Raw genomic sequence first — 25,028 nt, forward strand, 5'->3', positions numbered from 1 at the left:
CAAGTAAAGCGGGTAGGTCTCATGGCGGGGCGCATCCTGATCGTGGACGATATTGCGACCAATCGCATGGTGCTTAAGGTGATCCTTTCATCCGCACTTTACGAAACGCTGCAGGCGACCAACGGAGACGACGCGATCGCGCTTGCTCAGCAGATGCAGCCCGACCTGATCATTCTCGACGTCGACCTGGCGGGCATCAACGGCATCGAAATGTGCGGGCGACTGAAGGCCAATCCCCTGACGCGCGACATTCCGGTGGTGATGATTGCGGCCCAGAAGGATCACGCACGCAAGATCAAGTCCCTGCGCGCCGGAGCAGCCGAGGTGTTTGCAAAACCCATCGACGATTCGCTTCTGCTGGCGCGACTCCGGTCGCTTCTGCGCGCCCGCGAGACCGAACGAGAGCTTGGCTGCCGCCTGGCCCAAGGCACGCTGCCCGGTCTTGCGGAAGGCGCGGCCGGCTTTGTCGCGCAAGCTCATGTCGCGATCGTGGCCGCACTGCCCAACTCGGTCCAGTCGTTGCACCGCGACCTGTCGCGAGCGACGTCGGACCATATCTCGCTGATGGCCGAAGAGGCGGCCATCGGCCTTGCGGCCGAGAACCGGGTGCCGGATGTCTTTCTTGTCGTGACGGACGCAGGGCGCCCCGAACGGACGCTCAGGCTTATTTCCGATCTCCGCTCGCGTCCGGCCACGCGAAAGTCTGCGCTATGCGCCGTCGTGCCGGCAGGGTCGGGGGCGCTTGGCGCGATCGCGCTTGATCTTGGGGCCGACGATCTAGTCGAGCTGCCCGCCGAGGCGACAGAGCTGGCCTTGCGCCTGTCATCGCTGGTCCGGCGCAAGCGGCAAGGCGACCGCATGCGTATTTCGATCGCGGACGGGCTGCGGCTTTCGGTGCTTGATCCGCTGACGGGCCTGCACAACCGCCGCTATGCAATGCCCCAGCTTCACCGGATTCGGGAACACGCGCGCCAGTCGGGGCGCGACTATGCGGTCATGGTGCTGGACATCGACCGGTTCAAGACGATCAACGACACCTTTGGACATGCGGCGGGCGATACCGTGCTGGTGCAGATCGCAGAGCGCCTGCGCGCCAACCTGCGGCCGGGCGACACGCTCGCGCGGATCGGCGGGGAGGAGTTCGTGGTCGCCAGCGCCGACACTCCACTTCCCGCGGCGCGGGCACTGGCGGAGCGGATCCGCCATGCCATCGAAGAGCGGCCTTTCGCCTTGACGGACGGCCGCAGCATCGGCGTGACTCTTTCGGTCGGGCTTGCCATTGGGGCCGCAGGCGCGGGCCCATCTGTAGACGTGCTGCTGGAATCCGCCGATCGGGCGCTTTTCAAGTCCAAGTCAGAGGGGCGCAACCAGGTGACCGTACATCGAACGGCTGCCTAGCGGGGCAATCTGGCTGCCCGCACCCGTCTGACACGGCACCGGATCGCGCCCTCCACGCCCGCCATCAGCGGCGACCGCCGGCCAAGTTCTGTTCCAGCCTGTCCGCATATTCCCGCCGCTCGTCAGCCGACATCGCCGCGATGCGGTCTAGAAAAAGGACACGTCCCGCCTCAAGCCGCCGGCCAGCGCGGGCCATCTGCCGATCGAAGACCGCGGCGGCGGCGGAAGGGTCGAAGGGTTCTGCCCTGAGCGTGCTGACAAAGGCGGCAAGATCCTCTGCCCGTTCGCGCCGAAGGTCCCTGAGATCGGGCATCCGGTGGAACATCTCGGAACGCAAGCCGCCACGCTGCGCGCGCGGCAACGCCTCGACATAGGGGGCGAAGGCCGCCCGGTCATCGCCCGGACCGCCGCCATGACGGTGCCGCACCGCGGCACCCGCGATCAGGCCCACAAGCAGCAGATTGACCGCCAGCGACAGCACCAACGCGATCTTGAGCGTCCTTCCGGGCGCGCGGGGCGTTTTCTCGGCCTGGGTCATTCCCCGTCCTCCGCTACCGCCATCGACACAAGGTCGGCAGGCCCGTAGAGCCAGCCGTCAGTCGAACTGCCATAGACGTAGCCCATCAGGCCGCCGGCATCGGACAGGCCCAGCCAAAGCCCGGCCAACCCCGCCGTCATCAGACCGCCCAAGGCCGGCCACCCGCCGATCGCGGCCAGAAGACCGCGCAGCGGCCCGGCCGGGCGCCCTTGGTCACGCAACCGCGGGGTTCGGGGCATGGGCTGAAGCGATCGTCCCTGCGCAGCGACGCGCGCCAGCAAAGCCTCGTCTGGCGCTGGCGCGTGCATCCGCGCACTGGCGAAGAAGGCTTCAAGCTCCTTGTCGTCTTCCATCTCAACCCTCCTCGTATCCCAAGCCCTCGCGCCGCCCGGACAAGGCCGCCGCCAAGGCGCGCCGTCCGCGTGCCGTCAGGCTTTCGACCGCCTCGACCCCGACTTCCATGATCTCGGCGATCTCGGGGTTTCCAAGACCTTCCAGATGGCGCAGGACCACGGCCTGCCGCTGCCGTTCCGGCAGACGCAGCAGCGCCTCGTTCAGCGCTGCCGCCCGGTCCCTCTCCACCAGCGCCGCTAGAGCGCTCTGCTGGCCATCCGCGACATCGGGCGCATCGGCAAGCGGGGCCGCTCGGCGCCTGCGCAGGCGGTCCGTCGCCAGGTTCGCCACGACGCGGTAAAGCCAGGTCGATACCTTTGCCCCGCCCGACTGCCACCCCGGCGCGGCCCGCCAAAGCCGCAGCATCGCCTCTTGCGCGATGTCTTCGGCCTCGAACGCGTCACCCAGCATCCGCAGTGCAACGCGATAGGCCAAAGGCGCAAGGCGATCCGTCAGCATGCGCACGGCCGCCGGATCCCCAGCCCCATAGAGCCGAAGCAGATCATCGTCCGCACAGTCCGCCCGGACGCAAGACGTCGTCGCGATGACCTTCTCCGAAACCACTCTGCCCCGCCGCTCTCAGCCCGTCGCCGCGCGCCGATCTCGCGCGCGGCCCAGTTCCAGTTGTTGCCGGACCTACTCGTCATCCATATCCGGCGCGCCCAAGCCGAACCAGCCCCAGCCGTCATCACCCCAGCCCATGCCCCCGTGGCCCATGCCCCCGTGGCCCATTTCGCCGCGACCGTGCCCGCGCCCCTGACCATACCCCATGTGCCCCCAGCCACGGTCTTCACGCATCGTCGTCATGCGTTCGCGGGCGGCGTCGAATTCCTCCTTGCTGACCGAGCCGTCGCCATCGGCATCGGCCCGCTGGAACAGGCGTGGCGGCATCGGAGGCGCGATCAGCTCTTCGACGCTGAGGGCGCCATCGCCATCGGCGTCCTGCGCGGCAATCCGTGCCTGTGCCATCCGCTCGATCCGTTCGGCCATGCGCGCGGACATGTGGGCGGCAAGTTCCTCTGCCGAGATCTTGCCATCGCCGTCCGCATCCACGCCCGAGACATGCGCCTGCCTGAACGCAAGCGCCTCGGCCTCGCTCACCTTGCCGTCACCGTCGGCATCGAGCGCGTCGAAGTCGGGCATCATGCCCCCCATGGCGCCAGGCCCCATGCCCTGCCCCATGCCCTGCCCCATCCCTTGACCCATGGCGCCGCCCGAGCGCCAATCATGCGCGCCCGCCGCGCCTGCGGCCAGAATCGCCGTCCCCAAGGTCAGTGCCACCAGGATCGTGTTCGGTTTCATCGTCATCTCCTTTGCTTCAATGAAAGGCGCTTCGGGCACCCTTACATATACAAACGCACAAAGCTGCAGGTTCCGTCGCTGTTCGGCGCGACATTCCATCGCAAGGTGCCCGCGCTTCCAAAATGGTCCGGCAAATGCTACATGCGCCCCGACAGGAAAAATGAAACCATGACCGAGACTCAGGAAATCGAACGCCCAATCAAGGACGCCATGCTGCGCGGCTGGCGACGCCGTTGCCCCTCTTGCGGGTCGGGACCAATGCTGTCGGGATACCTCAAGGTCCGCGAAAGCTGCCCCGTCTGCAAGGAAGAGCTTCACCACCACCGCGCCGACGATGGCCCGGCCTATGTCACGATCCTGATCGTCGGACACCTGATGGCGCCGATGCTGATGTGGGCCTTCGTGAAGTTCCAGCCCGATCCCTGGATCCTTTCCACGGTGTTCACGGTTGGGTGCGTGACCCTGTCGCTTTACCTGCTTCCAAGGCTCAAGGGCGTGTTTGTCGCGATCCAGTGGGCCAAGCGGATGCATGGTTTCGGCCTGCCGGCGAATGGCTGAGGCGCAGCCGCAAATCGACAAGAGCGCGATCCGCAACGCCGCTACGGTGGTCCTTTGGCGCGACGGCGCCGACGGCCCCGCGGTCCTTATGGGCCAACGCGGCGCAGGGGCCGCCTTCATGCCCTCCAAATACGTATTTCCCGGGGGGGCGGTCGATGACGGGGACGCCATGGTTCCCCTGGCGAATCCTTTGTCCGACGTTTGCCTTGGCAGGCTTGATCAGCAATCGACACCGGGACTGGGCAGCGCGCTGGCGGCCTGCGCCATTCGCGAACTGTGGGAAGAGACCGGCCTTGTGATCGGGGCCGAGGGTGCTTGGCCGGGTCAGGTGCCCGACGACTGGACGGGGTTTGCAGCAGCTGGCCGCCTTCCGAACGCGGCCCCGTTTTCCTTCGTGTTCCGCGCGATCACGCCGCCCGGCCGCCCGCGCCGGTTCGATGCGCGGTTCTTCCTTGCAAATGCAAACGACGTCATCGGCGACGCCGACGATTTTTCACGAGCCTCCGATGAACTGTCGCACCTGCACTGGGTTCCGATCACCCATGCGCGCCTGCTGAACCTGCCGTTCATCACCGAAGTCGTCCTGGCGGAAATCACCGCGCTTCTGCGATCGGGCGGCGCGCCGCAAAGCGTCCCCTTCTTCGATAATTCGGGCGATCGCCCGATGTTTCGTCGCCTGGGCTGAACCTAGCCGATCGCGAAGACGATCAGCAGAAGCGACGCGATGACCAGCGCGATGCCCAGGGCCTCACGCAGCCGCAGCCGTTCGCGGAAGACAAACGCCGAGGCCAGCAGCGTGAACACGATCTCGACCTGCCCCACCGCGCGGACATAGGCCGCGTTCTGAAGCGAAAAGGCCGCGAACCAGCCCAGGGACCCTGATACCCCGGTAACTCCGACCAGGACCGTTCGCCGCCAGCGCGTCAGGACGCGGCCCAGTTCGCCCGGCTCGCGCCAGGCAAGCCAGGCGGACATGGCGATGCTTTGCGCGACGGTTGCTGCAGCCAGCGCGACAATGGCGCGCGAAAAGAAGTCCAAGGGCAAAAGCTCTAACGTGGCACCCCTGTAGCCGACGGCGGAAATGCCGAAAAGCGCGCCGGCCAGCACACCATAAAGCGCGGGGCGGCCAAGGAAACGGGCACCAGCCGCCGGGCTTCGGGACAAAAACAGCACCCCGACCAAACCGACCGAGATCGCGAACCAGCCAAACCCGGTCACGGGCTCGGCCAGGACCAGAGCGGAAAACAGGGCGACCTGCACCGTTTCGGTCTTGGTGAAGGCGACGCCTACCGCGAAGTTGCGCAAGGCGAAGAGCGCGACTGTCAGGAAAGTCGCGACGATCTGCGCCGCACCGCCAAGCAGGACGAAGGCCCAAAAGCGCGCCGAGAGCGACGGGATCTCCTGCCCTGTCACCGCAAACGTTGCCGCCGCGATGACGCAAGCGATCGGGGCCGCGAACAGGAAACGCGCAAAGGTCGCGCCGGCTGTGGACAGGCCAGCGCCTTGCAGGATCTTCTGCAGCATGAAGCGAAGCGTCTGCATCGCCGCCGCTGCCAAGGTGAATACGACCCAGATCTCCATCAAGCCCCCCGCGCCGCGGTTGTGGCACGCGGCGCAGGCGGGGGGAAGATCACTTGTGCCGCATCAGGGGATGGGGCACCGGATCTTTGGCGCGCAGGAAGTGACGCCGAAAGATGTCCCCGTAAGAGGCGTAATAGTAGCCGTCGTTCCGCTTGAGGTAGGCGTCTCGGCCCTCCCGGAAGAGCTGCGGCAACCGGTACCAGGCGACGTTCGGCTTGGAATGATGGACGATGTGCAGGTTGTTGTTCAGGAAGAGGAACGGCAGGATCCAGCCCTTTTCCACGATCACCGTGCGGCCGCGCGCCAGCTGGTGCGCCCGGTGTTCAAGGAAGGTGCGGATTTTCAGCACCGACATGGCGGCATAGGCAGCCAGCAGGTAAATCGTCCAGGAAAACCCGCTGTTTCCTATCCAGAGCGCAACAAGACACAGCCCCGCCGCGTGCAGGGCCCAGTCCCTCACGATGGCGCGATCACCCGCACGCGCCGCCCTCAGATCGTTCGCGGCGAAGGAAACGACGCCCAGAAGCGGTCCGACAAGCATCCGCCCGGCAAGCGTGTTGTTGATCCGCAAGAGCTTCTGGCGCCAGCTCGGCAGGTTTTCCCAGACGGACGGATCAAGGAAGTTCGATTCCGGGTCGTCGTAAGGGTCGGTCAGCCGCTCGTCGCGGTGGTGGGCCAAGTGCGTGTCGCGAAAACGGCCATAGGGATACGCCAGACCCAGCGGCAGGAAGACCAGCCCCTCGTTCAGCCAGCGAGTCCGGAAGGGATGGCCGTGCAGAACCTCATGCTGCAAGGACGCATGCAGCACGATGGAGAGTGTCAGAACCGCGAAGGCCAACGGCATCCAGACTTGCGGCAGCACGGTGGTGGCGAGGATCCAGCCCAGATAGACCGCGGCCAGCAGGATCAGGGTCGGCCACTCGATCTCGCGCCGGCGGTCAGCCATGATGAGCCCCGCCCAGAATGCTGATGCGCCTCCAGGCAATGCCGGCCCAGACCCGTTCATAAAACACATAGGCGATGAACCCGATCAAGGTGTTGACGACGGCCATTGCCCCCCCAATCGCGATCGAGCCCGTCATCAAAAGCCCGACAAGGGCCATCGAGGCGAGCCCGATCAGGTTCCAAAGAATTGCCTTCATTATCGTACGCTTGCGCGTTTCCATGTGATGTTCCCTCTTTGACTTGGTGCTACGCCAAAGCTTCGGAATTTCGAATTCGGAATATGATTAACATTTCTCATCAAATGTGCTTTTATTAACATCATGATGGAAAAAATTGACAAACGTGATCGTGCCGGCCTGTTCAGAGAGCGGCTTGCCCAGGCGATGGCTGACAAGGGCGAAAGTCAAAGTGGCCTTGCGCGGAAGGTCGGGGTCGACCGCTCGACCATTTCCCAGCTTCTGGGGGGAGAAGGCGCGCGCCTGCCCAACGCCCAGGTCGTGGCCGAATGCGCCTCGGCGCTGGACATCTCGGCCGATTGGCTGCTGGGTCTGACCGAGCGGCCCGAAAGGCTGGCCAACCTACTGGCGACCTCGCTCACCCTGACCGAGGCGCCGCGCGCGCTGATAGATGAAACCATTTTCGGCTGGCACCAGGAAGCGGCGGGCTACAAGGTCCGCCACGTGCCCGCGACCCTGCCAGACATGCTGAAGACCCGAGAGATGCTGCGTTGGGAATATGAACCGCAACTGGGTCGCAGCGCCGAACAGGCGATCGGCGCCAGCGAAGACCGACTGCGCTGGATGCGGTCGGCACAATCCGACTACGAAATCGCGCTTCCCCAGCACGAGTTGTTCGCCTTCGCGCGCGCCGAGGGATATTACGCGGGACTGCCGCTTGACACCCGCCTGGCACAGATCGACCGCCTTGGCCAACTTTGCGATCAGCTGTATCCGCGTTTGCGCATCTATGTCTTTGATGCGCGGCGCGTATTTTCGGCCCCAGTGACCGTCTTCGGGCCATTGCTTGCCGCGATTTATCTGGGCCGCCACTATGTCGCCTTCCGCGACAGTCAGCGGGTCGGCGCAATCACCCAGCACTTCGATTGGCTGGTGCGGGAAGCCGATACCGGAGCGAGGGATTTCACACGCCTTTTAAATACTTTGCGAGCCGAGGCTAAGGATTCACTTGAGCCAGGCGGGCGACGTCATACCCATTGAACGCCAGGACATCGCGCGCCGCCTGCAACAGGTCGCTTCTGGGGGCTGGTTCGCGCGACAGAATGCGCCCGAAGCTGCCATCCGGCGTTCCGATCACCGCCACCCGGTCGCCCGCATCAACCCACAGAACCCACAGAGCCTCTTCGCCCGAGGCGCCACGCCGGACGAACCGCCCTGGCCCGGATGGCATCGCAACCGTGTCAAGCGTCACGCGGCCGCTGCGCGCGCAGCCTTCTCCTCTGACCGCGAGCGATCCGTCACCTCTGGGCGTCCATGACTCGGTCAGGGCGCCACAGGCGGCTTCGTTCCCGAACGCGGCTGCAAGATGCCAGGTGCCCGACATCCGCGCCGGATCGAACAGCGCGAGCGACGCGATGGTCACCGAAGGATCCCGAACGGCGCTGGACGGCGCGCCGCCGCAGCCCGCCAGGGCAATCAAGGCGGCAAGCGCCACGCCAGTCAGCCGTCCGCTCGATCGTCTCATGCCTGCCCCTGCCCTTGCATTATGCGCAATCTCTTCATGCCGGCGGGAAATGCGCAAGGGCCGAACTTGCCAATGGGCCTTGCACGGCGCCCCGTTTGCACAATACGAAATTCCTTGATGAAACACGCACCGATATTCGCGCCCGAGTCCACTCCGCTTTCCGTGGGCATTCTTCTGATGGAGGAAACGAACGCGCTTGGGCTTGCTTCGGTCGTCGACCCGATGCGCGTCGCAAACCGAAGGTCGGGTCGCACGCTTTACAGTTGGCGCTACCATTCCGTCCGCGGGGGGCCAGTCCGGCTGACCGCGGGGATCGAGGTGCCGACCACGCCCCTGCCCGAGCGTCCCGATTTCGACCTTCTGGTCCTGGTCGCCAGTTTCCGGCTGGCGGAACAGGCGACGCCCGCGCTGCTGACCGCGCTGCGGCGGCTCGCACCCAGGCTGCGCGCGATGGCGGCGGTGGACGGCGGTGCCTGGTTCCTTGCCCGCGCGGGGCTGCTGGATGGTGCCCGCGCGACCGTTCACTGGGAAGACCTGGAGGCCTTTGCCGCCGCCTTCCCCGCGATCGACGTGCGACGGGACCGCTATGTCATATCCGGCGATCGCATTACCACCGGCGGCGCGGCGCCCAGTCTTGAACTGATGCTGGACCTGATCCGCGCGCGGCAGGGGTCAGAGCTGGCGTTAACCGTGGCCGGAACGCTGCTTTACGACCCCGTGCACACGGCGGCTGCCCCTCAGCGCTCGATGTCGGCGGCACGCATCGCGCGCGTGGATCCCGCCCTGGGCCGTGCCGTGGCGCTGATGGAGTCCGAGGTCGAGGATCCGCCCCCCGTATCGGAGATCGCCCGGCGCATCGGACTGTCCGCCCGCAGGATGGAAATGCTGTTTCGCGCGCGCCTTGGCACGTCGCCCGGCCGGTTCTTCCTGGACCTGAGGCTTGAGGAGGCGCGGCGGCTGGTGTCGGACACGCGCCTTCCGCTGCAAGAGATCGCTCTGCGAACCGGGTTTTCCGGCCAGGCGGCCTTTGCCCGCGCCTTCCGCGCCCGCTTCGGCGCAAGCGCGACAGACCTGCGGGCGGGGCGCGCTCAGTAGGGCAGCGGGTGTTCCCGATGGGCGGCGCCAATGGCGGCCAACACGTCCTCGCCCAACGTCAGGTCAGCCGCCCCAAGCGCCACGTCAAGCTGCGGCAGGGTCGTCGCGCCAAAGATCGGCACGACCGGAAAGGGTCGCGTCAGCGTCCATGCGATCGCCATCTGCGCCGGGTCGATGCCCGCTTCGCCCGCGATCTTCATGTAGGCCGCGACCGCGCCCCAGACACGGGGGGTGATGCGCCCGCCCAGCTCCGGGTTCAGCGACCGGCGCGATCCTTCGGGAATGACGTCGCCCGCGTACTTGCCGGTCAGAAGCCCGGTCGCCAGCGGCGAAAACGCCAGCAGCGTCACGTCTTCGTTGTGGCCCAGTTCTGCCAGGTCGGTGTCGTACATCCGGCAGAGCAGCGAATATTCGTTCTGAAGCGACAGCGGGCGTGGCCCAAGCCCCTGATCGGCCAGCCTCAGCCACTGCGCCATGCCCCAGGCGGTTTCATTCGACAGTCCCCAGTGGCGGATCTTCCCCTCTTCGACCAGAGCGCCAAGCGTTTCCATGCATTCGGCCATGTTGTCGAGCGTGCGGGCACGGTCCTGGCCCGATGGATCAAAGGCCCAGTGCTTGCGGAAGAAGTAGCTGCCACGGTTCGGCCAGTGGAACTGGTACAGATCGACGTGATCCGTCCTGAGCCTTCGCAACGACCCTTCAAGCGCCTTGCGGATCGTGGGTCCATCGATGATCTCGTCCTCTTCGCGCGCGACGCTGCCTTCACCCGCGATCTTGGTGGCGATCACCCAATCATCGCGTCGACCGCCCCTGGCGATCCAGTTCCCGATGATCTCTTCGGTCTTGCCCACGGTTTCGCGGCGGACCGGGTTCACAGGATACATCTCTGCCGTATCAAGGAAATTCACCCCCCGATCGCCGGCGGTGTCGATCTGGGCGTGCGCTTCATCCTCGGGTGTCTGATTGCCCCAGGTCATGGTTCCCAGACAAAGGACCGAAACTTCCGGCCCATTCTCTCCAAGTCGTGTCTTCCGCATGTGCCCCCCGGATCCTCTGCAACCGGCTGACCTTCGCCCGGCCTCGCGCGGTGGTCAAGCGGGGGCGGGCAATGCCGCAGGGCCGCTTGACCGACAGGCCGCCTTCAGGCGCGGTTTGGGTGCATGGGATCGCCTGTTCCGATTGGGCAAACTGCGCTAACCTTCCGTGCACGAACGCCTGACGCCGTGGCGGCCGCCCGACGGCGCATCAACCGGAAGGAAGGGGCAATGAAGCAGGACGTGGAAAAGCACTACACCAAGGGCGGACAGCTTGCCGGCAAGATCGCGGCGGGGCTGGAGGCGTCCGGCAAGAGCCTTGAGACGCTGACGACGCGCGACCTGGCGCCGGTCGACGAATTTCACATCCGCGGGCGAAAGGCGACGTTGGAACTTGGCGCCGAGATGAACCTGAGCGATGCATCGCGCGTGCTTGATCTGGGCAGCGGACTAGGCGGACCCGCCCGCACGCTGGCGGAAACCTACGGATGCCAGGTCACCGGCATCGACCTGACCGAGATGTTCTGCGAAGCCGCCGGCACTCTTTCCGGCTGGGTGGGACTAGGAAGCAAGGTGAGCTTCGATCATGGCGATGCGACCGCGCTGCCCTATCCCGACGATCATTTCGACGCCGCCATGACGATCCATGTTGCGATGAACATCGCGGCCAAGGACAGGCTCTATGCCGAGGCCTTCCGAACGCTCCGGCCCGGCGGACGGTTCGCCGTCTACGACGTGATCCAGGGCGACGGTGGCGGCATCCATTTCCCGGTGCCTTGGGCGCGAGAGGCCGCGATCAGCCACCTGGCCACCCATGATCAGATGGAAAGGTTGCTGACGAACGCGGGTTTCAAGGTCCTGAAGACGCAGGACTCGAGCGCGCAAAGCCTGACCTGGTTCCAGGACATGAAGTCACGCGCGGCAAGCTCGGGACTGCCCGCGGTCTCGATCCAACTGATCCTGGGGGATGACTACCTGGAAATGGTGCGCAACCAGATCCGAAATCTTGCCGAGGACCGGATCCGGACGATGACCTACATCTGCGAACGCTGAACCCTTGCGCGCATCAAGGCAGCAGCGTGGACCCGCAAGCACTGGCCCAAGCGCCCGGCGCGCTCAGCTTTCGTCGCGCCAGCGGTTGACGATCGGATAGCGCCGGTCCAGCCAGAAGGCCTTGCGTGTAAGCCGAGCGCCGGGCGCGGACTGAAAGCGCTTGTATTCGCTGATGTAGACCAGGTGTTCAACCTTCTTCACCGTTGCGCGGTCGAAGCCTTCGGACACGATCTCGGCCACTGACAGGTCGCCCTCGATCAGGTGTTCCAGGATCGCGTCCAGCACGGGATAAGGCGGCAGCGAATCCTCGTCCTTCTGGTCGGCTCGCAACTCGGCCGAGGGTGCCTTGTCGATGACACGTTGCGGGATGACCGTGCCCTCCGGCCCCTTCATCCAAGGCCTGTGGTTGGCATTGCGCCAGCGGCAGGTTTCGAACACCCGCATCTTGTAAAGATCCTTGATCGGGTTGTAGCCGCCTGCCATGTCGCCGTAGATCGTGGCATAGCCAACAGCGACCTCGGACTTGTTGCCCGTGGTCAGGAGCATTTCCCCGAACTTGTTCGAGATCGCCATCAGCAGCAGTCCGCGCAGGCGGGACTGCACGTTTTCCTCGGCGATGCCGAACGACGTGCCCTCGAAAAGCGGCTGAAGGGATTCGGTGACCGCATCGCGCGGCCCCGAGATCGGCACGGTGTCCAGCCGACAGCCAAGCGCGCGGGCGACGCCCTTGGCATCCTCCAGCGAATGGGCCGAGGTGAACTCGGAAGGCAGCATAACGCAGCGGACGTTTTCCGGGCCCAGCGCGTCGGCCGCGATCGTCGCGACAAGCGCGCTGTCGATCCCCCCCGAGAGCCCCAGCACCACCTTGGAAAACCCGCTTTTGCCCATGTAGTCGGAAAGCGACAGGACCATCGCGCGGTAATCCTGTTCCCAGTCGTCGGGGTGAACGGCGCGCTCGCCGGTTTCGGCCCGCCAGCCGTCCGCGTGCCGCGTGAAGTCGACATGGGCGATGACCTCTTCCCATACAGGAAGCTGCGCGGCCAGATGGCCGCCCGGATTGATGACGAACGAACCGCCATCGAACAGCTGATCGTCCTGTCCTCCGACGAAGTTCAGATAGACCATCGGCAAGCCGGTTTCGACCACGCGCGACACCATCAGGTTCACTCGACGTTCGAACTTGCCTCGGTAGTAGGGGGACCCGTTCGGAACCAGCAGGATCTCTGCCCCCGTCTCTTCAAGCGTTTCGCAGACATCGGGGAACCACGCGTCCTCGCAGATCGGGGTGCCGATCCTCAGGGGACCGATGCGATAGGGTCCCGACACCGGCCCGGATTCGAACAGGCGCTTTTCGTCGAAGACGCTATAGTTGGGCAGGTGGTGCTTCAGGATGCGGGCGGCGATCCGCCCGCCCTGACAGACATACCAGGCGTTGAAAAGCAGACCATTGGCGTCAAGCCAGGGGCCGCCGATCCCAAGCGCGGGGCCGTCGGCGCAGTCGCGCGCCAGTTGCTCGACCGCCTGCATCGCGTCGCGGGTGAAGGCATTCTTCTTGACCAGGTCCTGCGTCTGATAGCCCGTTATGAACATTTCTGGCAGCGCGACCATGTCGGCGTCCGCGGCCTTCGCCGCTTCCCATGCCGCGCGCGCCTGCGCCGCGTTGGCTGCAATCGCCCCCACGGTCGGATTGAGTTGCGCGAGCGTCAGGCGGAATCTGTCGGACATGCGGCATCCCTTTGCGTTTGCCCCCTCTTAGCAGACTGACGGGCAATCGGAAGCGGCAAGGATATCGGTCGCCCGCGATGCGCCGGGCGCTTGCCACGGCCAGCCCCGTTCAATAGGTTTCAGGACAAGTTTCGCGGCGTGACCATCACCTGCCGCGTCAAAGGCAATCCGGGGGCGGTCATGACGACGAAGGTCAAAGCGGTTTTTGGTCTGGCACTGGCATTGGCCTGCGCCCTTGGCGGCAGCCCTTCTGGCGCGCAGGAAGTCGTCTCGAAGCAATATGAAGACGGCGGCATCTACGAAGGCACCTTCAAGGACGGCAAGCAGCACGGCCGCGGCACCTACCGGCTTCCCAACGGCTACGAATATTCCGGCGACTGGGTCGAGGGCGAGATCCTGGGACAGGGCACTGCCCGTTACCCCAACGGATCGGTATATGAAGGCGCCTTCATCAAGGGAAAGCCGCACGGCAAGGGTAAGATCACCTTCGCCGATGGGGGCACCTACGAGGGCGACTGGGTCGAGGGGGAGATCGAAGGTCAGGGCGTGGCCCGTTACGCCAACGGCGTGACCTATACCGGCGGCTTCACCAAGGCGCTGCACAACGGGACGGGCAAGATGGAAAGCCCCGGCGGCTACGTCTACGAAGGCGAATGGGTCATGGGCGTCAAGGAAGGCAAGGGCCGCATCACCTATCCGGACGGCGCGGTCTATGAAGGCGACATGCTGCGTGGACAGCGCGCAGGTCAGGGCAAGCTGACCACGGCAGATGGGCTGGTGTATGAGGGAGCCTGGCAGGAAGGCCAGATAAACGGCGCAGGCAAGCTGACCCAACCCAACGGCGACATCTATCAAGGACAACTTGCCAACGGCAAGCGCAACGGCAAGGGCAAGGTCACCTACGCCAACGGGGACATCTACGAAGGCGACTTCGCGGACGACCAGCGTCACGGCACCGGATCGTTCCGCGGGCACGACGGCTACCTCTACGAGGGCGAGTGGCGCAATGGCCGGATCGAGGGTATGGGCAAGGCCAGCTATCCCGATGGCTCGGTCTACGAGGGAGAGTTCAAGGCCGACAAGGCAAGCGGCACCGGCAAGATCACCTACGCCGACGGAGCGACCTACGAAGGCGAATGGAAGGCCGGCGTGATCGAAGGCCAAGGCAAGGCGGTCTATGCCAACGGGCTGATCTATGAAGGCGGGTTCAAGAACGGCAAGAACCACGGGAAGGGCAAGATGACCTATCCCGACGGCTACTCGTACGACGGCGACTGGAAGGACGGCACCCGCGAAGGTCAGGGCGTCGCGGTTTATGCCGACGGCACGGTCTATACGGGCAGCTTTGTCGCGGGCAAGCGCGAGGGCGAAGGCGACATAGTGATGACCGACGGCTTCCGCTATTCCGGACAGTGGAAAGCAGGCGAAATTGACGGCGACGGAGTGGCGACCTACCCCAACGGCGACGTCTACGAGGGAAGCTTCAAGAATGGCCGCCGTCAGGGCCAGGGCACGCTGCGCTACGCCAGTGGAGAGGTCGCGACCGGCACATGGAACGGCGACGCGCTGACCGAACCGGAAAGCGCGCCCACCGCGGAACCGGCGGCCACTGAAGGCACGGCAACCACGGGCAACTGACCCGGAGGCACGAAAAGCCCCGGCAGGATTGCATTTTTTGCTTTTCCTTTCGGCACCCGTCCGTATAGTCGCGCCCATGACACGGAACCGGCACATTCCCATGCTTTACCGCGCCTCCGGCGCGGCGCGCCGCCGTGGCCTTCTTCTCCTTAGCTGCCTCTGAGCGTGCCATCCGGCGCGACCGCTCAGAGGTGACCAGCGCCAAAGCAGAACGCTAAGGACCAAGACGAGAGACAAGCCATGACCGACAAGACCAAAGCCACCGGTGCCGCCGAACAGGATCGCGTGCTGATCTTCGATACCACGCTGCGCGACGGAGAACAGTCGCCCGGCGCGACCATGACCCATGACGAAAAGCTCGAGATTGCCGAGATGCTCGACGAAATGGGCGTGGACATCATCGAGGCGGGCTTCCCCATCGCCTCCGAAGGCGACTTCGAGGCGGTGTCCGACATCGCCCGGCAGTCGAAGAACTCCGTGATCTGCGGCCTTGCCCGTGCGAACTTCAAGGACATCGACCGCTGCTGGGAAGCCGTGCGCCACGCCAGGCGCCCGCGCATCCATACCTTCATCGGCACCTCGCCGCTGCACCGCGCCATCCCCAATCTGGACATGGACCAGATGGCCGAGCGCATCCACGAAACCGTGACCCACGCCCGCAACCTGTGCGACAACGTGCAGTGGTCGCCGATGGACGCGACGCGGACCGAACACGATTACCTGTGCCGCGTGGTGGAGATCGCGATCAAGGCCGGCGCCACGACGATCAACATTCCCGACACCGTGGGGTACACCGCCCCGCGTGAAAGCGCCGAACTGATCCGGATGCTGCTGGAACGGGTGCCGGGCGCCGACACGATCACCTTCGCGACGCATTGCCACAACGACCTGGGCATGGCGACGGCGAATGCGCTGGCCGCCGTCGAGGCCGGTGCCCGCCAGATCGAATGCACCATCAACGGCCTTGGCGAACGCGCGGGCAACACCGCGCTGGAAGAGGTCGTGATGGCGCTCAAGGTGCGCAACGACATCATGCCCTACCGCACCGGCATCGACACGACCAGGATCATGGGCATCTCGCGCCGGGTCGCCGCCGTGTCGGGCTTCCCCGTCCAGTACAACAAGGCGATCGTCGGCAAGAACGCCTTTGCCCATGAAAGTGGGATCCACCAGGACGGGATGCTGAAGAACGCCCAGACGTTCGAGATCATGCGCCCCGAGGACATCGGGCTGTCAGCCACGAACCTGGTCATGGGCAAGCACTCGGGTCGCGCCGCGCTGCGCGCCAAGCTCAGGGACCTGGGATACGAACTGGCCGACAATCAGCTCAATGACGTCTTCGTCCGGTTCAAGGCGCTGGCCGACCGCAAGAAGGAAGTCTATGACGACGACCTGGTCGCGCTGATGACCGACACCGCGTCGGAAGGCGCTGGCGATCACATGCAGGTCAAGTTCCTGCGCGTGATCTGCGGAACCGAGGCGCCCCAGTCGGCTGACCTGATCCTGACCATGGACGGGACCGACCACCAGGTGACGGCACAGGGCGACGGACCGGTGGACGCGACCTTCAACGCGATCAAGAAACTGTTCCCGCATCACGCCCGGCTGGCCCTCTACCAGGTCCACGCCGTGACCGAGGGCACCGACGCGCAGGCGACCGTTTCCGTGCGCCTGGAAGAGGACGGCAAGATCGTCACGGGCCAGTCATCGGACACCGATACGGTCGTCGCAAGCGCCAAGGCCTATGTCAGCGCGCTGAACAACCTGATCGTGCGGCGGGCAAAGACCAAGCCCGAGGAAGACGTCAAGTCCGCTTCGTGACATTTTCGGGGGCAGATCACAAACCTGCCCCCGAAAATGTTCGAAAAATGAAATCCGGCGATTTCTCGCCGGACCTCACCCGATAGCCCCCTTCCGCTCGGCGCGCCATACCCCTATAAGATTTGCCAACGAATAAAGGCCCGCGCGCGGCGAGTCGCGGGCCTTTGCGGTTTAGGGATAGCGAAGATGATGGGAATAGGTCTCTTTTCGTCAGACATGGCGATCGACCTCGGGACGGCGAACACGCTTGTCTACGTGAAGGGCAAGGGGATCATCCTCAACGAACCTTCGGTGGTCGCCTACCATGTCAAGGACGGCAAGAAGCAGGTTCTGGCCGTGGGTGAGGACGCGAAGCTGATGCTTGGCCGTACGCCCGGCTCGATCCAGGCGATCCGGCCCATGCGCGAGGGCGTGATCGCCGACTTCGACGTTGCCGAAGAGATGATCAAGCACTTCATCCGCAAGGTCCACAAGCGCACGACTTTCTCCAAGCCGAAGATCATCGTCTGCGTGCCCCATGGCGCGACCCCGGTCGAAAAGCGCGCGATCCGGCAGTCGGTCCTTTCTGCCGGCGCGCGGCGCGCGGGCCTGATCGCGGAGCCAATCGCGGCGGCCATCGGCGCGGGGATGCCGATCACCGATCCGACCGGCTCCATGGTCGTGGACATCGGCGGCGGCACGACTGAGGTGGCGGTGCTGTCGCTGGGCGACATCGTCTATGCCCGCTCGGTCCGCGTCGGCGGCGACCGCATGGACGAGGCGATCATCTCCTACCTGCGGCGCCAGCAGAACCTTCTGGTCGGCGAAAGCACGGCCGAGCGGATCAAGACCTCGATCGGTACGGCGCGGATGCCGGATGACGGGCGCGGCGCCTCGATCCAGATCCGCGGCCGCGACCTTCTGAACGGTGTCCCGAAAGAGATCGAGATCAACCAGGCCCAGGTCGCCGAGGCGCTGGCCGAACCGGTCCAGCAGATCTGCGAAGCGGTGATGATCGCGCTGGAAGCGACGCCGCCCGACCTGGCTGCCGATATCGTGGACCGCGGCGTGATGCTGACCGGGGGCGGCGCGCTTCTGGGCGAGCTGGACCTGGCGCTGCGCGAGCAGACCGGGCTGCCGATCTCCATCGCCGACCAGTCTCTGAACTGTGTGGCACTTGGCACGGGCAAGGCGCTTGAATACGAAAAGCAGCTTCGCCACGTGATAGACTACGACAGCTGAGGCGCCCGCCGGGCGTCGGAAGACGAGGCCGCGCATGGCACGCCAACGCGACAGCGCCGACTACAAGGGGCCGGTCCGCCGTGTGCTGATCGCCATGCTTCTGCTTGCGCTGACGGGTCTTTTTCTGGTCTGGCGCATCGACAGCCCCCGCGTCGAACGCTTCCGCGCGGCCTTCATCGACCGCGTTGTTCCGAACTTCGACTGGGCGATGGTGCCGATCACCAAGATGGCCGGCATGGTCGAAAGCTTTCAGTCCTATGCCAGCCTTTATGAACAGAACCAGGAACTCCGCCGCGAACTGCAGCAGATGAAGTCCTGGAAAGAGGCCGCTGTCCAGCTGGAACAGCAGAACGCCAAGCTCCTGGCGCAGAACCAGGTGCGGCTTGATCCGAAGCTGACCACCGTTTCCGGCGTGGTTCTGGCAGATGCCGGGTCACCCTTCCGCCAGTCCGTCCTTCTGAACGTCGGCGCGCGCGACGGGATCGTGGACGGCTGGGCGACAATGGACGGCCTGGGCCTTGTCGGCCGCATCTCGGGCGTGGGACAAACGACGTCGCGCGTGATCCTTCTGACCGACACCTCCAGCCGGATCCCGGTGACGATCCAGCCCTCAGGCCAGAAGGCCATGCTCGTCGGCGACAACAGCGCTGCCCCACCCATCGACTTTCTGGAAAGCCCCGATGAGGTGCGTCCAGGCGACCGCGTGGTGTCCTCGGGTGACGGCGGGGTGTTTCCCGCGGGGCTGCTTGTCGGGCAGGTCGCCCAAGGGACCGACCGCAGGCTGCGCGTGCGCCTGGCCGCCGATTACCAGCGGCTTGAGTTCCTGCGCGTCCTTCGCAGCCACCCGGCCGAACAGATCACCGAACCGGGCGTCCTGATCCCACCGCCGCTCCCCCCCCTGTTGATGCAGGAGCCTGGGGCGGAACAGATCGTCGGGGGCGCAGATGGTTGATCCGGTCCTGTCCCGACGCCTGGGCTACCCGGTCATCTACGCGCTGTTGTGCGCGGGCTTTCTGTTCCTGCGCGTCCTGCCGCTTTCGACAATGCCCGTCAGCGTGCCAGGGCCCGATTTCGTGCTGCTGCTGACCCTGCTCTGGGTCATCCGCCGTCCAGACCACGTGCCCGCGCTTCTCATCGCTGGCGTCCTTCTGGTCGAGGACCTGCTGACCCTGCGCGCGCCCGGCCTTTGGGCGGGGCTCGTGATCGTCGTGACGGAGTTCCTCCGTTCGCACCGGATCGGGCTGCGCGAGGTGAATTTCGTGGTCGAGTGGCTTGTCGCCTCGGGCGCGCTTCTGGTCATTGCCCTGGCCAACCGCGCGATCCTTGCGATGTTCGTTGTCCCACAGGCGGGTTTGGGCCTGACGCTGCTTCAGGTGCTTGTTTCGGTCGCCGCCTATCCGGTTGTGGCATTCGCGCTGCAAGCCACCCTGGGCCTGCGCCGAACCGCACCCGGCGAAGTTGACGCAATGGGGCAACGGCTATGAGACGATCAGCCAAAGACGCGCTGGAAAGCACGCGGCGCATCAGCCGCAGGACGCTTGTCATTGGCGGGCTTCAGGCTGCGACGGTCGCCACGCTGGCGCTTCGCATGCGGTTCATGCAGGTCGAACAGGCCGATGATTTTCGACTTCTGGCCGAGGAAAACTCGATCAAGATCCGCCTGATCCCCCCTGCGCGCGGGCTGATCCTGGACCGCAACGGCGGGGTGGTGGCCGGCAATGGGCAGAACTATCGCGTCGTGATCACGCGCGAGGATGCAGGGGACGTCGAGGATGTGCTGCACAGGCTATCCCGGCTGATCCCGCTGACCGAGGATGACATCGCGCGCACGCTGAAAGAGGTGATGCGCCGCAGCCCTACCCTGCCCATCACCGTCGCGGACCAGCTGACGTGGGAGGACTTTTCACGCGTCGCCGTCAACGCCCCGGCCCTGCCGGGCGTCACGACCGAGGTCGGCCTGTCACGCTATTACCCGCAGGGCGGCGATTTCGCGCATGTGCTGGGCTATGTCGGCCCGGTCAGCGACTACGATCTGTCCAGGATCGAGGATCCGGATCCCCTTTTGCAGATCCCCAAGTTCCAACTGGGCAAACTGGGCGTCGAGGCCAAGCTGGAAGAGGACCTGCGCGGCAAGGCGGGCACGCGGCGGATCGAGGTGACATCGACTGGTCGCGTCATGCGCGAGCTTGACCGCAACGAAGGCGACGCGGGGGCCACGCTGCAACTGACGCTGGACCGCTACCTGCAGAACTACGTCCAGGCACGCCTGGGCAATGAAAGTGCCGCAGCGGTTGTGATGGATGTCCGCAACGGCGACATCCTGTCGATCGTCTCGTCGCCCAGCTTTGATCCGAACCTGTTCGTGCGCGGCATCTCGTCGGCTGACTACAGGCTACTGACCGAGAATGACCATCGGCCTCTGGCAGACAAGACGGTGCAGGGCGCCTATCCGCCAGGATCGACCTTCAAGATCGTAACCGCGCTTGCCGCGCTAGAGGCGGGTGTCATCGATCCGGAAGAAACCGTTTATTGCAAGGGATTTACCGAACTTGGCAACCACCGCTTCCATTGCTGGAAACGCGGCGGCCACGGCCATGTGAACCTGCCGCACAGCCTCGAACAATCCTGCGACGTCTACTATTACGAGGTTGCCCAACGGGTCGGCATCGACAGGATCGCGGAAATGGCCCGCCGGCTTGGCATCGGGGTCCGCCACGATCTGCCGATGTCCGCCATAAGCGAGGGGTTGGCACCGGACCGTGCCTGGAAGCAGGCCAAGTACGGCAAGGACTGGCTGGTCGGCGACACCCTGAACTCGGGTATCGGACAGGGCTATGTGCTTGCCTCGCCGCTGCAATTGGCGGTCATGACGGCACGCGTGGCTTCGGGGACGAATGTCGAGCCTCGGCTACTGCGCGCGCGCGACGGGGTGCCCGAGCCGACGCCGGAGCCCCAGACGCTTGGACTTTCAGAGGCTGCCCTGCGATCCGTGCGCAAGGGGTTGTTCGATGTGATCAACAGCCAACGTGGCACGGCCTATGGATCGCGGATCGCGGATGACGCGCTGCGCATGGCGGGCAAGACAGGCACCAGCCAGGTGCGCAACATCACCAAGGCGGAACGCGAACGCGGTGTGATTTCGAACGACGACCTGCCCTGGAACCGACGCGACCACGCGCTGTTCGTTTGCTACGCGCCCTATGACAATCCCGAGATCGCGGTCTCGGTCGTTGTCGAACACGGCGGCGGCGGATCGGCCGCGGCCGCGCCGATCGCGCGCGACATCATGCTTCAGGCGCTTTTCAAGGACCTGCCGCCGCTCAGCGCCTATCCGTCGAACCAGAGGGATCGGATCGAAGCGCAGCGCAAGACGCTGGACCTTATCCCGCGCGAGGACAAGCCAGGGGCCAAGTCGCGCGCATGAGCTACCTTGAGTACAACGTCAAGACCGTCCCGACAGGCATCCGCAAGGTGCTACACGTCAGCTGGCCCATCGTCGTCCTTCTGACCGCAATCGCCTCGGTCGGTTTTCTAATGCTCTACTCGGTCGCAAGTGGCCGGTTGGAGACCTGGGCCGAACCCCAGATGAAGCGCTTCGCGGCGGGCATGGTCGGCATGTTCGCCGTCGCTTTCGTGCCGATCTGGTTCTGGCGCAACCTCTCGGCGCTGGCATATTTCGTATCCTTCCTGCTGCTGATCGCGGTGGAGCTTTTCGGCGCGGTGGGCATGGGCGCGCAGCGCTGGATCGAACTTGGTCCGCTCAGGCTACAGCCGTCGGAACTGATGAAGATCAGCCTCGTGATGCTGCTGGCGGCCTACTACGACTGGCTGGACGTAAAGAAGGTGTCGCGCCCGCTATGGGTTTTGATCCCCGCGATCCTGGTGCTTGCCCCGACTTTCCTTGTCCTCAAGCAGCCAGACCTTGGGACGGCAATCCTGCTTGTGGCGGGAGGCGGGATCGTGATGTTCGCGGCCGGGGTCAGCTGGTGGTACTTCGGCACGGTCATCGCGCTTGTCGTGGCGCTGGTGTTCGCGGTGTTCGAAAGCCGCGGCACGGAATGGCAGCTGATCAAGGACTACCAGTTCAAGCGCATCGACACATTCCTTGATCCCGGCAGCGACCCGCTGGATGCCGGCTACAACATCATGCAGGCGCAGATCGCTCTGGGGTCCGGGGGGTGGGCCGGCAAGGGCTACATGCAGGGCACGCAGTCGCGGCTGAACTTCCTTCCCGAAAAACACACGGACTTCATCTTCACCACCCTGGCGGAAGAGTTCGGCTTTGTCGGCGCGTTCTCTCTCCTGATGCTCTACGCGCTCACGGTGATGTTTGCCTTGGTCTCTGGCCTGTCAAACAAGGATCGCTTCGCCTCTCTTCTGACGATCGGGATCGGTTCGACCTTCTTCCTGTTCTTCGCCGTCAACATGGCCATGGTCATGGGGCTGATCCCGGTCGTGGGCGTTCCGCTGCCCCTTGTGTCCTACGGCGGAACCGCAATGATGATCCTGCTTCTTGCCTTCGGGCTGGTGCAAAGCGCGCACATTCACAGACCGAGGTAAGGACATGGCCACAAACGTCTTTTTTGCCGCTGGCGCCAAACTTTGGCCTGAGTATCGCGAAGCCATTCAGGCGGCCTGCGCCAAAAAGGGGCTGTCGATCAGCCTTTCCGATGCTGCGCCCGATCCCGCCGCGGTCGATTACATCGTTTATGCCCCGACTGCGGCGCTGTCGGACTTCACCCCCTTCACGCGCTGCAAGGCGGTGCTGAGCCTGTGGGCCGGGGTCGAAAGGATCGCCCCCAACCCCACGCTGACACAGCCGCTATGCCGGATGGTCGACAGCGGGCTGACGGAGGGGATGGTGGAATGGGTCACAGGCCATGTCCTGCGTCATCACCTGGGCATGGATGCGCATATCACGGGGCAGGACGGCATCTGGCGGCATGACAGCAAGCCGCCGCTGGCCCGCGACCGCCGGGTGACGATCCTGGGCTTGGGCGAGCTAGGAACAGCCTGCGCCAAGGCCCTGTCCGCGCTCAATTTTCCCGTCACGGGATGGAGCCGTACGCAGAAGCACATTGACGGCATCGCCTGCCTGTCGGGTGATGAGGGGCTGGAGGAGGCTCTTGCGCGGGCGGATATCCTTGTCACGCTGCTTCCCCGCACGACAGCGACCGAAAACCTGATGAGCGCCGAGCGCTTCGCGTTGATGCCCAGGGGAAGTTTCCTGATCAACCCCGGCCGGGGACAGCTGATCGACGACGACGCGCTGCTGGCCGCGCTTGGTTCGGGGCGGATCGCCCACGCGACGCTGGATGTGTTCCGGGTTGAGCCATTGCCGCCCGACCATCCCTTCTGGGCGCACCCAGGGGTCACGGTCACGCCACATCTGGCCGCGGATACCCGAACCGCAACGGCCGCGGAAGTCATCGTGGAAAACATTCGCAGAGGAGAGACCGGAGAGCCCCTGCTGTATCTGGTGAACAGGGATCTAGGCTACTGACCCGAACTTAGCATATCAGTATCAGTCAGTTGAGATGAAATCCTGAAGCGTGGCCAGCCAGAGTATCAAGCGTCCCTTTGCCTGTACACTCTGAGGTTCGGAATCTCCGGTTCGGCCTGGCATCTTTCTGGCTGTTCGGCTTCCGGCGAGGGCGGCGGGCTCAGTTCCAGTTCCTGCGCCACGGCAAGGAAGGCCTCGGCGGCTGGCCCGTCCGCGGGAAGGAATGCGACGTCCAGATCAACCGTATCGACCCCTGAAAAGGAAAGCGCTTCTGACACAGCCTTGGCCAGCGACGGCTCCACGCCGGGCACCGCGCCGACGAAGCCAAGAAGCGCCCCCTCGCGTCCGTCCGAATAGGCCGCGCGCGCAAGCCCGGCCCGTTTGGCGACCGCACCAAGACCTGACAGCTTCGCCGACAGTTCCGCGACAAGTGCCTGCGGCAGGTCGTCGGGCGCCGCGAAGCCCTCGGGCCGGGCATCAGCGTGGCCGGGATCGTGGCCCAGCGTTTCGCTCAGCCAGTCGATCGCCGCCGCCGGGAGCAGATGACCCGAGGGCGCGACACCAAGGTTGAGCGCAAGCCCAATCCCCTGTCCCGCAAGCTGCGCAGCGATCGCCCTCCCGGGCAGTGCGGCGTAGGGCGCGGGCGCGTCGCAGAATGCCGCAAGCCTCTCTTCCTGGTCGAAAGCGGCAACGAAGGTGCCGTCTTCCAGCGCAAAGACATGGGGCGTGATGGCATCCCCGTCGGGTTCTGCGACAAGCAGCAGGAAAAGCTCGGTGTCCGCAAGGCGGTGATAGAAGCGCAGCCGCACCGCGTCATCATCCGGCGCCTCTTCCATCGCGGCATGGGCCAGATCAAGCGGGGTCGTTTCACTCATCGCGCATCACCTCGGCCACTCTTCGCCGGAGAACGGGCAGCAGGTCCTCTGCAAACCACGGGTTTCGTTTAAGCCACGCGGTATTGCGCCAGGACGGATGGGGCAAGGGAAAAACATCCGGCCCGAGGTCGCGCCAGCGGGCGACAGTCGCGGTGACGCCGCCCCTGCAGGCGGCTGTTCCCAGATGCCAGCGGTGGGCATGGCCGCCCACCAGGATCGAGAGGCGGCGCGCGCCAAGCGACGACATCACCCGTGCGTGCCAGGTTGCGTGGCAGCGTGCGGGCGGCGGCAGGTCGGCACCCCGTGCGTCGTAACCCGGAAAGCAGAACGCCATGGGAACGATCGCCACCCGATCCAGATCGTAGAACTGGTCCTCACTCAACCCCAGCCAATCGCGCAGGCGGTCGCCCGATGGGTCGGTGAAGGGCCGACCCGAGGCGTGGACGCGCGCACCCGGCGCCTGCCCGGCGATCAGCAGCCGGGCTCCGGGGCGGAACCAGACCACTGGTCGTGGCTCATGCGCGGTCGCGGTCGCGGCAAAATCGGCCGCGCACAGGCGGCAGTCACCGATTGCCTGAACAAGGGTGTCGCGGGGCTTGGTCATGTCCCAAAGGTAGTTCAGGCGCTGTATCGCGGCAACGCTTGCG

General features: G+C 65.0%; 26 protein-coding genes. 14 read left to right on the forward strand and 12 right to left on the reverse strand.

Translation table 11 applies throughout. The features are described 5' to 3' along the window. Nucleotides 1–21 precede the first annotated feature (21 nt). The gene (locus tag OEW28_RS09145; protein ID WP_263734458.1) at nucleotides 22–1,398 is read left to right on the forward strand and encodes a diguanylate cyclase; all 1,377 of its coding nucleotides are present in this window, start codon (nucleotides 22–24) and stop codon (nucleotides 1,396–1,398) included. A 64-nt stretch (nucleotides 1,399–1,462) separates the two neighbouring features. Here OEW28_RS09145 and OEW28_RS09150 read toward each other — a convergent pair whose 3' ends face one another. The 4 genes from OEW28_RS09150 to OEW28_RS09165 form a co-directional block, all read right to left on the reverse strand. Next, nucleotides 1,463–1,936 carry a periplasmic heavy metal sensor gene (locus tag OEW28_RS09150; protein WP_263734459.1) on the reverse strand — a complete coding sequence of 158 codons (474 nt, stop codon included), beginning with the start codon at nucleotides 1,934–1,936 and terminating at the stop codon, nucleotides 1,463–1,465. After that, nucleotides 1,933–2,289, reverse strand: coding sequence for a hypothetical protein (locus OEW28_RS09155; protein ID WP_263734460.1), 357 nt, complete (start codon nucleotides 2,287–2,289; stop codon nucleotides 1,933–1,935). The genes OEW28_RS09150 and OEW28_RS09155 overlap by 4 nt, the downstream gene beginning before the upstream one ends. A 1-nt stretch (nucleotide 2,290) precedes the next feature. Next, on the reverse strand, nucleotides 2,291–2,875 hold the full coding sequence (locus OEW28_RS09160; protein WP_263734952.1) for an RNA polymerase sigma factor: 585 nt from the start codon (nucleotides 2,873–2,875) through the stop codon (nucleotides 2,291–2,293). Between the two features lie 90 nt (nucleotides 2,876–2,965). Beyond that, complete coding sequence (locus OEW28_RS09165; protein ID WP_263734461.1) at nucleotides 2,966–3,631, reverse strand: EF-hand domain-containing protein; 666 nt, start codon at nucleotides 3,629–3,631, stop codon at nucleotides 2,966–2,968. Nucleotides 3,632–3,799: 168 nt separating this feature from the next. Between OEW28_RS09165 and OEW28_RS09170 the strand changes: the two genes are divergently transcribed. Both OEW28_RS09170 and OEW28_RS09175 read left to right on the forward strand, forming a co-directional pair. Beyond that, nucleotides 3,800–4,189: a DUF983 domain-containing protein gene (locus OEW28_RS09170; protein ID WP_263734462.1), complete on the forward strand. Its 390-nt coding sequence runs from the start codon at nucleotides 3,800–3,802 to the stop codon at nucleotides 4,187–4,189. After that, nucleotides 4,182–4,874 (forward strand): NUDIX hydrolase, encoded by a 693-nt coding sequence (locus OEW28_RS09175; RefSeq protein ID WP_263734463.1) that lies wholly within the window; start codon nucleotides 4,182–4,184, stop codon nucleotides 4,872–4,874. Before OEW28_RS09170 ends, OEW28_RS09175 begins: the two co-directional genes overlap by 8 nt. A gap of 2 nt (nucleotides 4,875–4,876) precedes the next feature. Here the strand turns inward: OEW28_RS09175 and OEW28_RS09180 are convergent, their stop codons facing one another. From OEW28_RS09180 to OEW28_RS09190, 3 genes are read right to left on the reverse strand one after another with little or no spacing between them, the layout of a single operon-like run. Then, nucleotides 4,877–5,770, reverse strand: coding sequence for a DMT family transporter (locus OEW28_RS09180; RefSeq protein WP_263734464.1), 894 nt, complete (start codon nucleotides 5,768–5,770; stop codon nucleotides 4,877–4,879). Nucleotides 5,771–5,819: 49 nt separating this feature from the next. Further along, a complete protein-coding gene (locus tag OEW28_RS09185) occupies nucleotides 5,820–6,716 on the reverse strand; it encodes a fatty acid desaturase (protein ID WP_263734465.1) in 897 nt (298 codons plus the stop codon). Next, nucleotides 6,709–6,912, reverse strand: coding sequence for a DUF2061 domain-containing protein (locus tag OEW28_RS09190; protein ID WP_412174793.1), 204 nt, complete (start codon nucleotides 6,910–6,912; stop codon nucleotides 6,709–6,711). The genes OEW28_RS09185 and OEW28_RS09190 overlap by 8 nt, the downstream gene beginning before the upstream one ends. Nucleotides 6,913–7,035: 123 nt before the next feature. Here OEW28_RS09190 and OEW28_RS09195 point away from each other — a divergent pair, with 123 nt between their 5' ends. Next, entirely contained in the window at nucleotides 7,036–7,932 is an 897-nt protein-coding gene (locus OEW28_RS09195) for a helix-turn-helix domain-containing protein (protein ID WP_263734467.1), read from the forward strand. Here OEW28_RS09195 and OEW28_RS09200 read toward each other — a convergent pair. Next, nucleotides 7,889–8,416 carry a lipocalin family protein gene (locus OEW28_RS09200; RefSeq protein ID WP_263734468.1) on the reverse strand — a complete coding sequence of 176 codons (528 nt, stop codon included), beginning with the start codon at nucleotides 8,414–8,416 and terminating at the stop codon, nucleotides 7,889–7,891. The two genes, OEW28_RS09195 and OEW28_RS09200, sit on opposite strands and share 44 nt — an antisense overlap. A 117-nt stretch (nucleotides 8,417–8,533) precedes the next feature. Here OEW28_RS09200 and OEW28_RS09205 point away from each other — a divergent pair, with 117 nt between their 5' ends. Then, nucleotides 8,534–9,511, forward strand: coding sequence for a GlxA family transcriptional regulator (locus OEW28_RS09205; RefSeq protein ID WP_263734469.1), 978 nt, complete (start codon nucleotides 8,534–8,536; stop codon nucleotides 9,509–9,511). Here OEW28_RS09205 and OEW28_RS09210 read toward each other — a convergent pair. Then, complete coding sequence (locus OEW28_RS09210) at nucleotides 9,505–10,548, reverse strand: aldo/keto reductase (protein ID WP_263734470.1); 1,044 nt, start codon at nucleotides 10,546–10,548, stop codon at nucleotides 9,505–9,507. The genes OEW28_RS09205 and OEW28_RS09210 overlap by 7 nt on opposite strands. 228 nt (nucleotides 10,549–10,776) lie before the next feature. On the opposite strand from OEW28_RS09210, the gene OEW28_RS09215 reads away from it, so the two are divergent. Beyond that, nucleotides 10,777–11,598, forward strand: a complete 822-nt coding sequence (locus OEW28_RS09215) for a class I SAM-dependent methyltransferase (protein WP_263734471.1) — start codon at nucleotides 10,777–10,779, stop codon at nucleotides 11,596–11,598. Between the two features lie 63 nt (nucleotides 11,599–11,661). On the opposite strand, the gene OEW28_RS09220 is transcribed toward OEW28_RS09215, so the two are convergent. Beyond that, nucleotides 11,662–13,323 carry an NAD+ synthase gene (locus OEW28_RS09220; RefSeq protein WP_263734472.1) on the reverse strand — a complete coding sequence of 554 codons (1,662 nt, stop codon included), beginning with the start codon at nucleotides 13,321–13,323 and terminating at the stop codon, nucleotides 11,662–11,664. 180 nt (nucleotides 13,324–13,503) lie between these two features. Here OEW28_RS09220 and OEW28_RS09225 point away from each other — a divergent pair, with 180 nt between their 5' ends. From OEW28_RS09225 to OEW28_RS09260, 8 genes are all read left to right on the forward strand, one after another. Beyond that, entirely contained in the window at nucleotides 13,504–14,961 is a 1,458-nt protein-coding gene (locus OEW28_RS09225; protein ID WP_263734473.1) for an MORN repeat-containing protein, read from the forward strand. 240 nt (nucleotides 14,962–15,201) lie between these two features. Beyond that, a complete protein-coding gene (locus OEW28_RS09230) occupies nucleotides 15,202–16,782 on the forward strand; it encodes a 2-isopropylmalate synthase (RefSeq protein WP_263734474.1) in 1,581 nt (526 codons plus the stop codon). A 186-nt stretch (nucleotides 16,783–16,968) separates the two neighbouring features. Next, the gene (locus tag OEW28_RS09235; RefSeq protein WP_263734475.1) at nucleotides 16,969–18,003 is read left to right on the forward strand and encodes a rod shape-determining protein; all 1,035 of its coding nucleotides are present in this window, start codon (nucleotides 16,969–16,971) and stop codon (nucleotides 18,001–18,003) included. Between the two features lie 34 nt (nucleotides 18,004–18,037). Beyond that, nucleotides 18,038–18,955 carry a rod shape-determining protein MreC gene (gene mreC / locus OEW28_RS09240; RefSeq protein WP_263734476.1) on the forward strand — a complete coding sequence of 306 codons (918 nt, stop codon included), beginning with the start codon at nucleotides 18,038–18,040 and terminating at the stop codon, nucleotides 18,953–18,955. Further along, on the forward strand, nucleotides 18,948–19,487 hold the full coding sequence (locus tag OEW28_RS09245) for a rod shape-determining protein MreD (RefSeq protein ID WP_263734477.1): 540 nt from the start codon (nucleotides 18,948–18,950) through the stop codon (nucleotides 19,485–19,487). The genes mreC and OEW28_RS09245 overlap by 8 nt, the downstream gene beginning before the upstream one ends. Next, complete coding sequence (gene mrdA, locus OEW28_RS09250) at nucleotides 19,484–21,427, forward strand: penicillin-binding protein 2 (protein WP_263734478.1); 1,944 nt, start codon at nucleotides 19,484–19,486, stop codon at nucleotides 21,425–21,427. Before OEW28_RS09245 ends, mrdA begins: the two co-directional genes overlap by 4 nt. Next, entirely contained in the window at nucleotides 21,424–22,563 is a 1,140-nt protein-coding gene (gene rodA, locus OEW28_RS09255; RefSeq protein WP_263734479.1) for a rod shape-determining protein RodA, read from the forward strand. Before mrdA ends, rodA begins: the two co-directional genes overlap by 4 nt. Before the next feature lie 4 nt (nucleotides 22,564–22,567). Beyond that, nucleotides 22,568–23,506, forward strand: coding sequence for a 2-hydroxyacid dehydrogenase (locus tag OEW28_RS09260; RefSeq protein WP_263734480.1), 939 nt, complete (start codon nucleotides 22,568–22,570; stop codon nucleotides 23,504–23,506). A 65-nt stretch (nucleotides 23,507–23,571) separates the two neighbouring features. Here OEW28_RS09260 and OEW28_RS09265 read toward each other — a convergent pair whose 3' ends face one another. Next, nucleotides 23,572–24,381, reverse strand: a complete 810-nt coding sequence (locus OEW28_RS09265; RefSeq protein ID WP_263734481.1) for an SseB family protein — start codon at nucleotides 24,379–24,381, stop codon at nucleotides 23,572–23,574. Continuing rightward, nucleotides 24,374–24,985 carry a uracil-DNA glycosylase family protein gene (locus OEW28_RS09270; protein ID WP_263734482.1) on the reverse strand — a complete coding sequence of 204 codons (612 nt, stop codon included), beginning with the start codon at nucleotides 24,983–24,985 and terminating at the stop codon, nucleotides 24,374–24,376. Before OEW28_RS09270 ends, OEW28_RS09265 begins: the two co-directional genes overlap by 8 nt. Between the last annotated feature and the right edge of the window lie 43 nt (nucleotides 24,986–25,028).

This window comes from Albidovulum marisflavi (genome assembly GCF_025751435.1).
Classification (GTDB): Bacteria; Pseudomonadota; Alphaproteobacteria; order Rhodobacterales; family Rhodobacteraceae; genus Albidovulum; species Albidovulum marisflavi.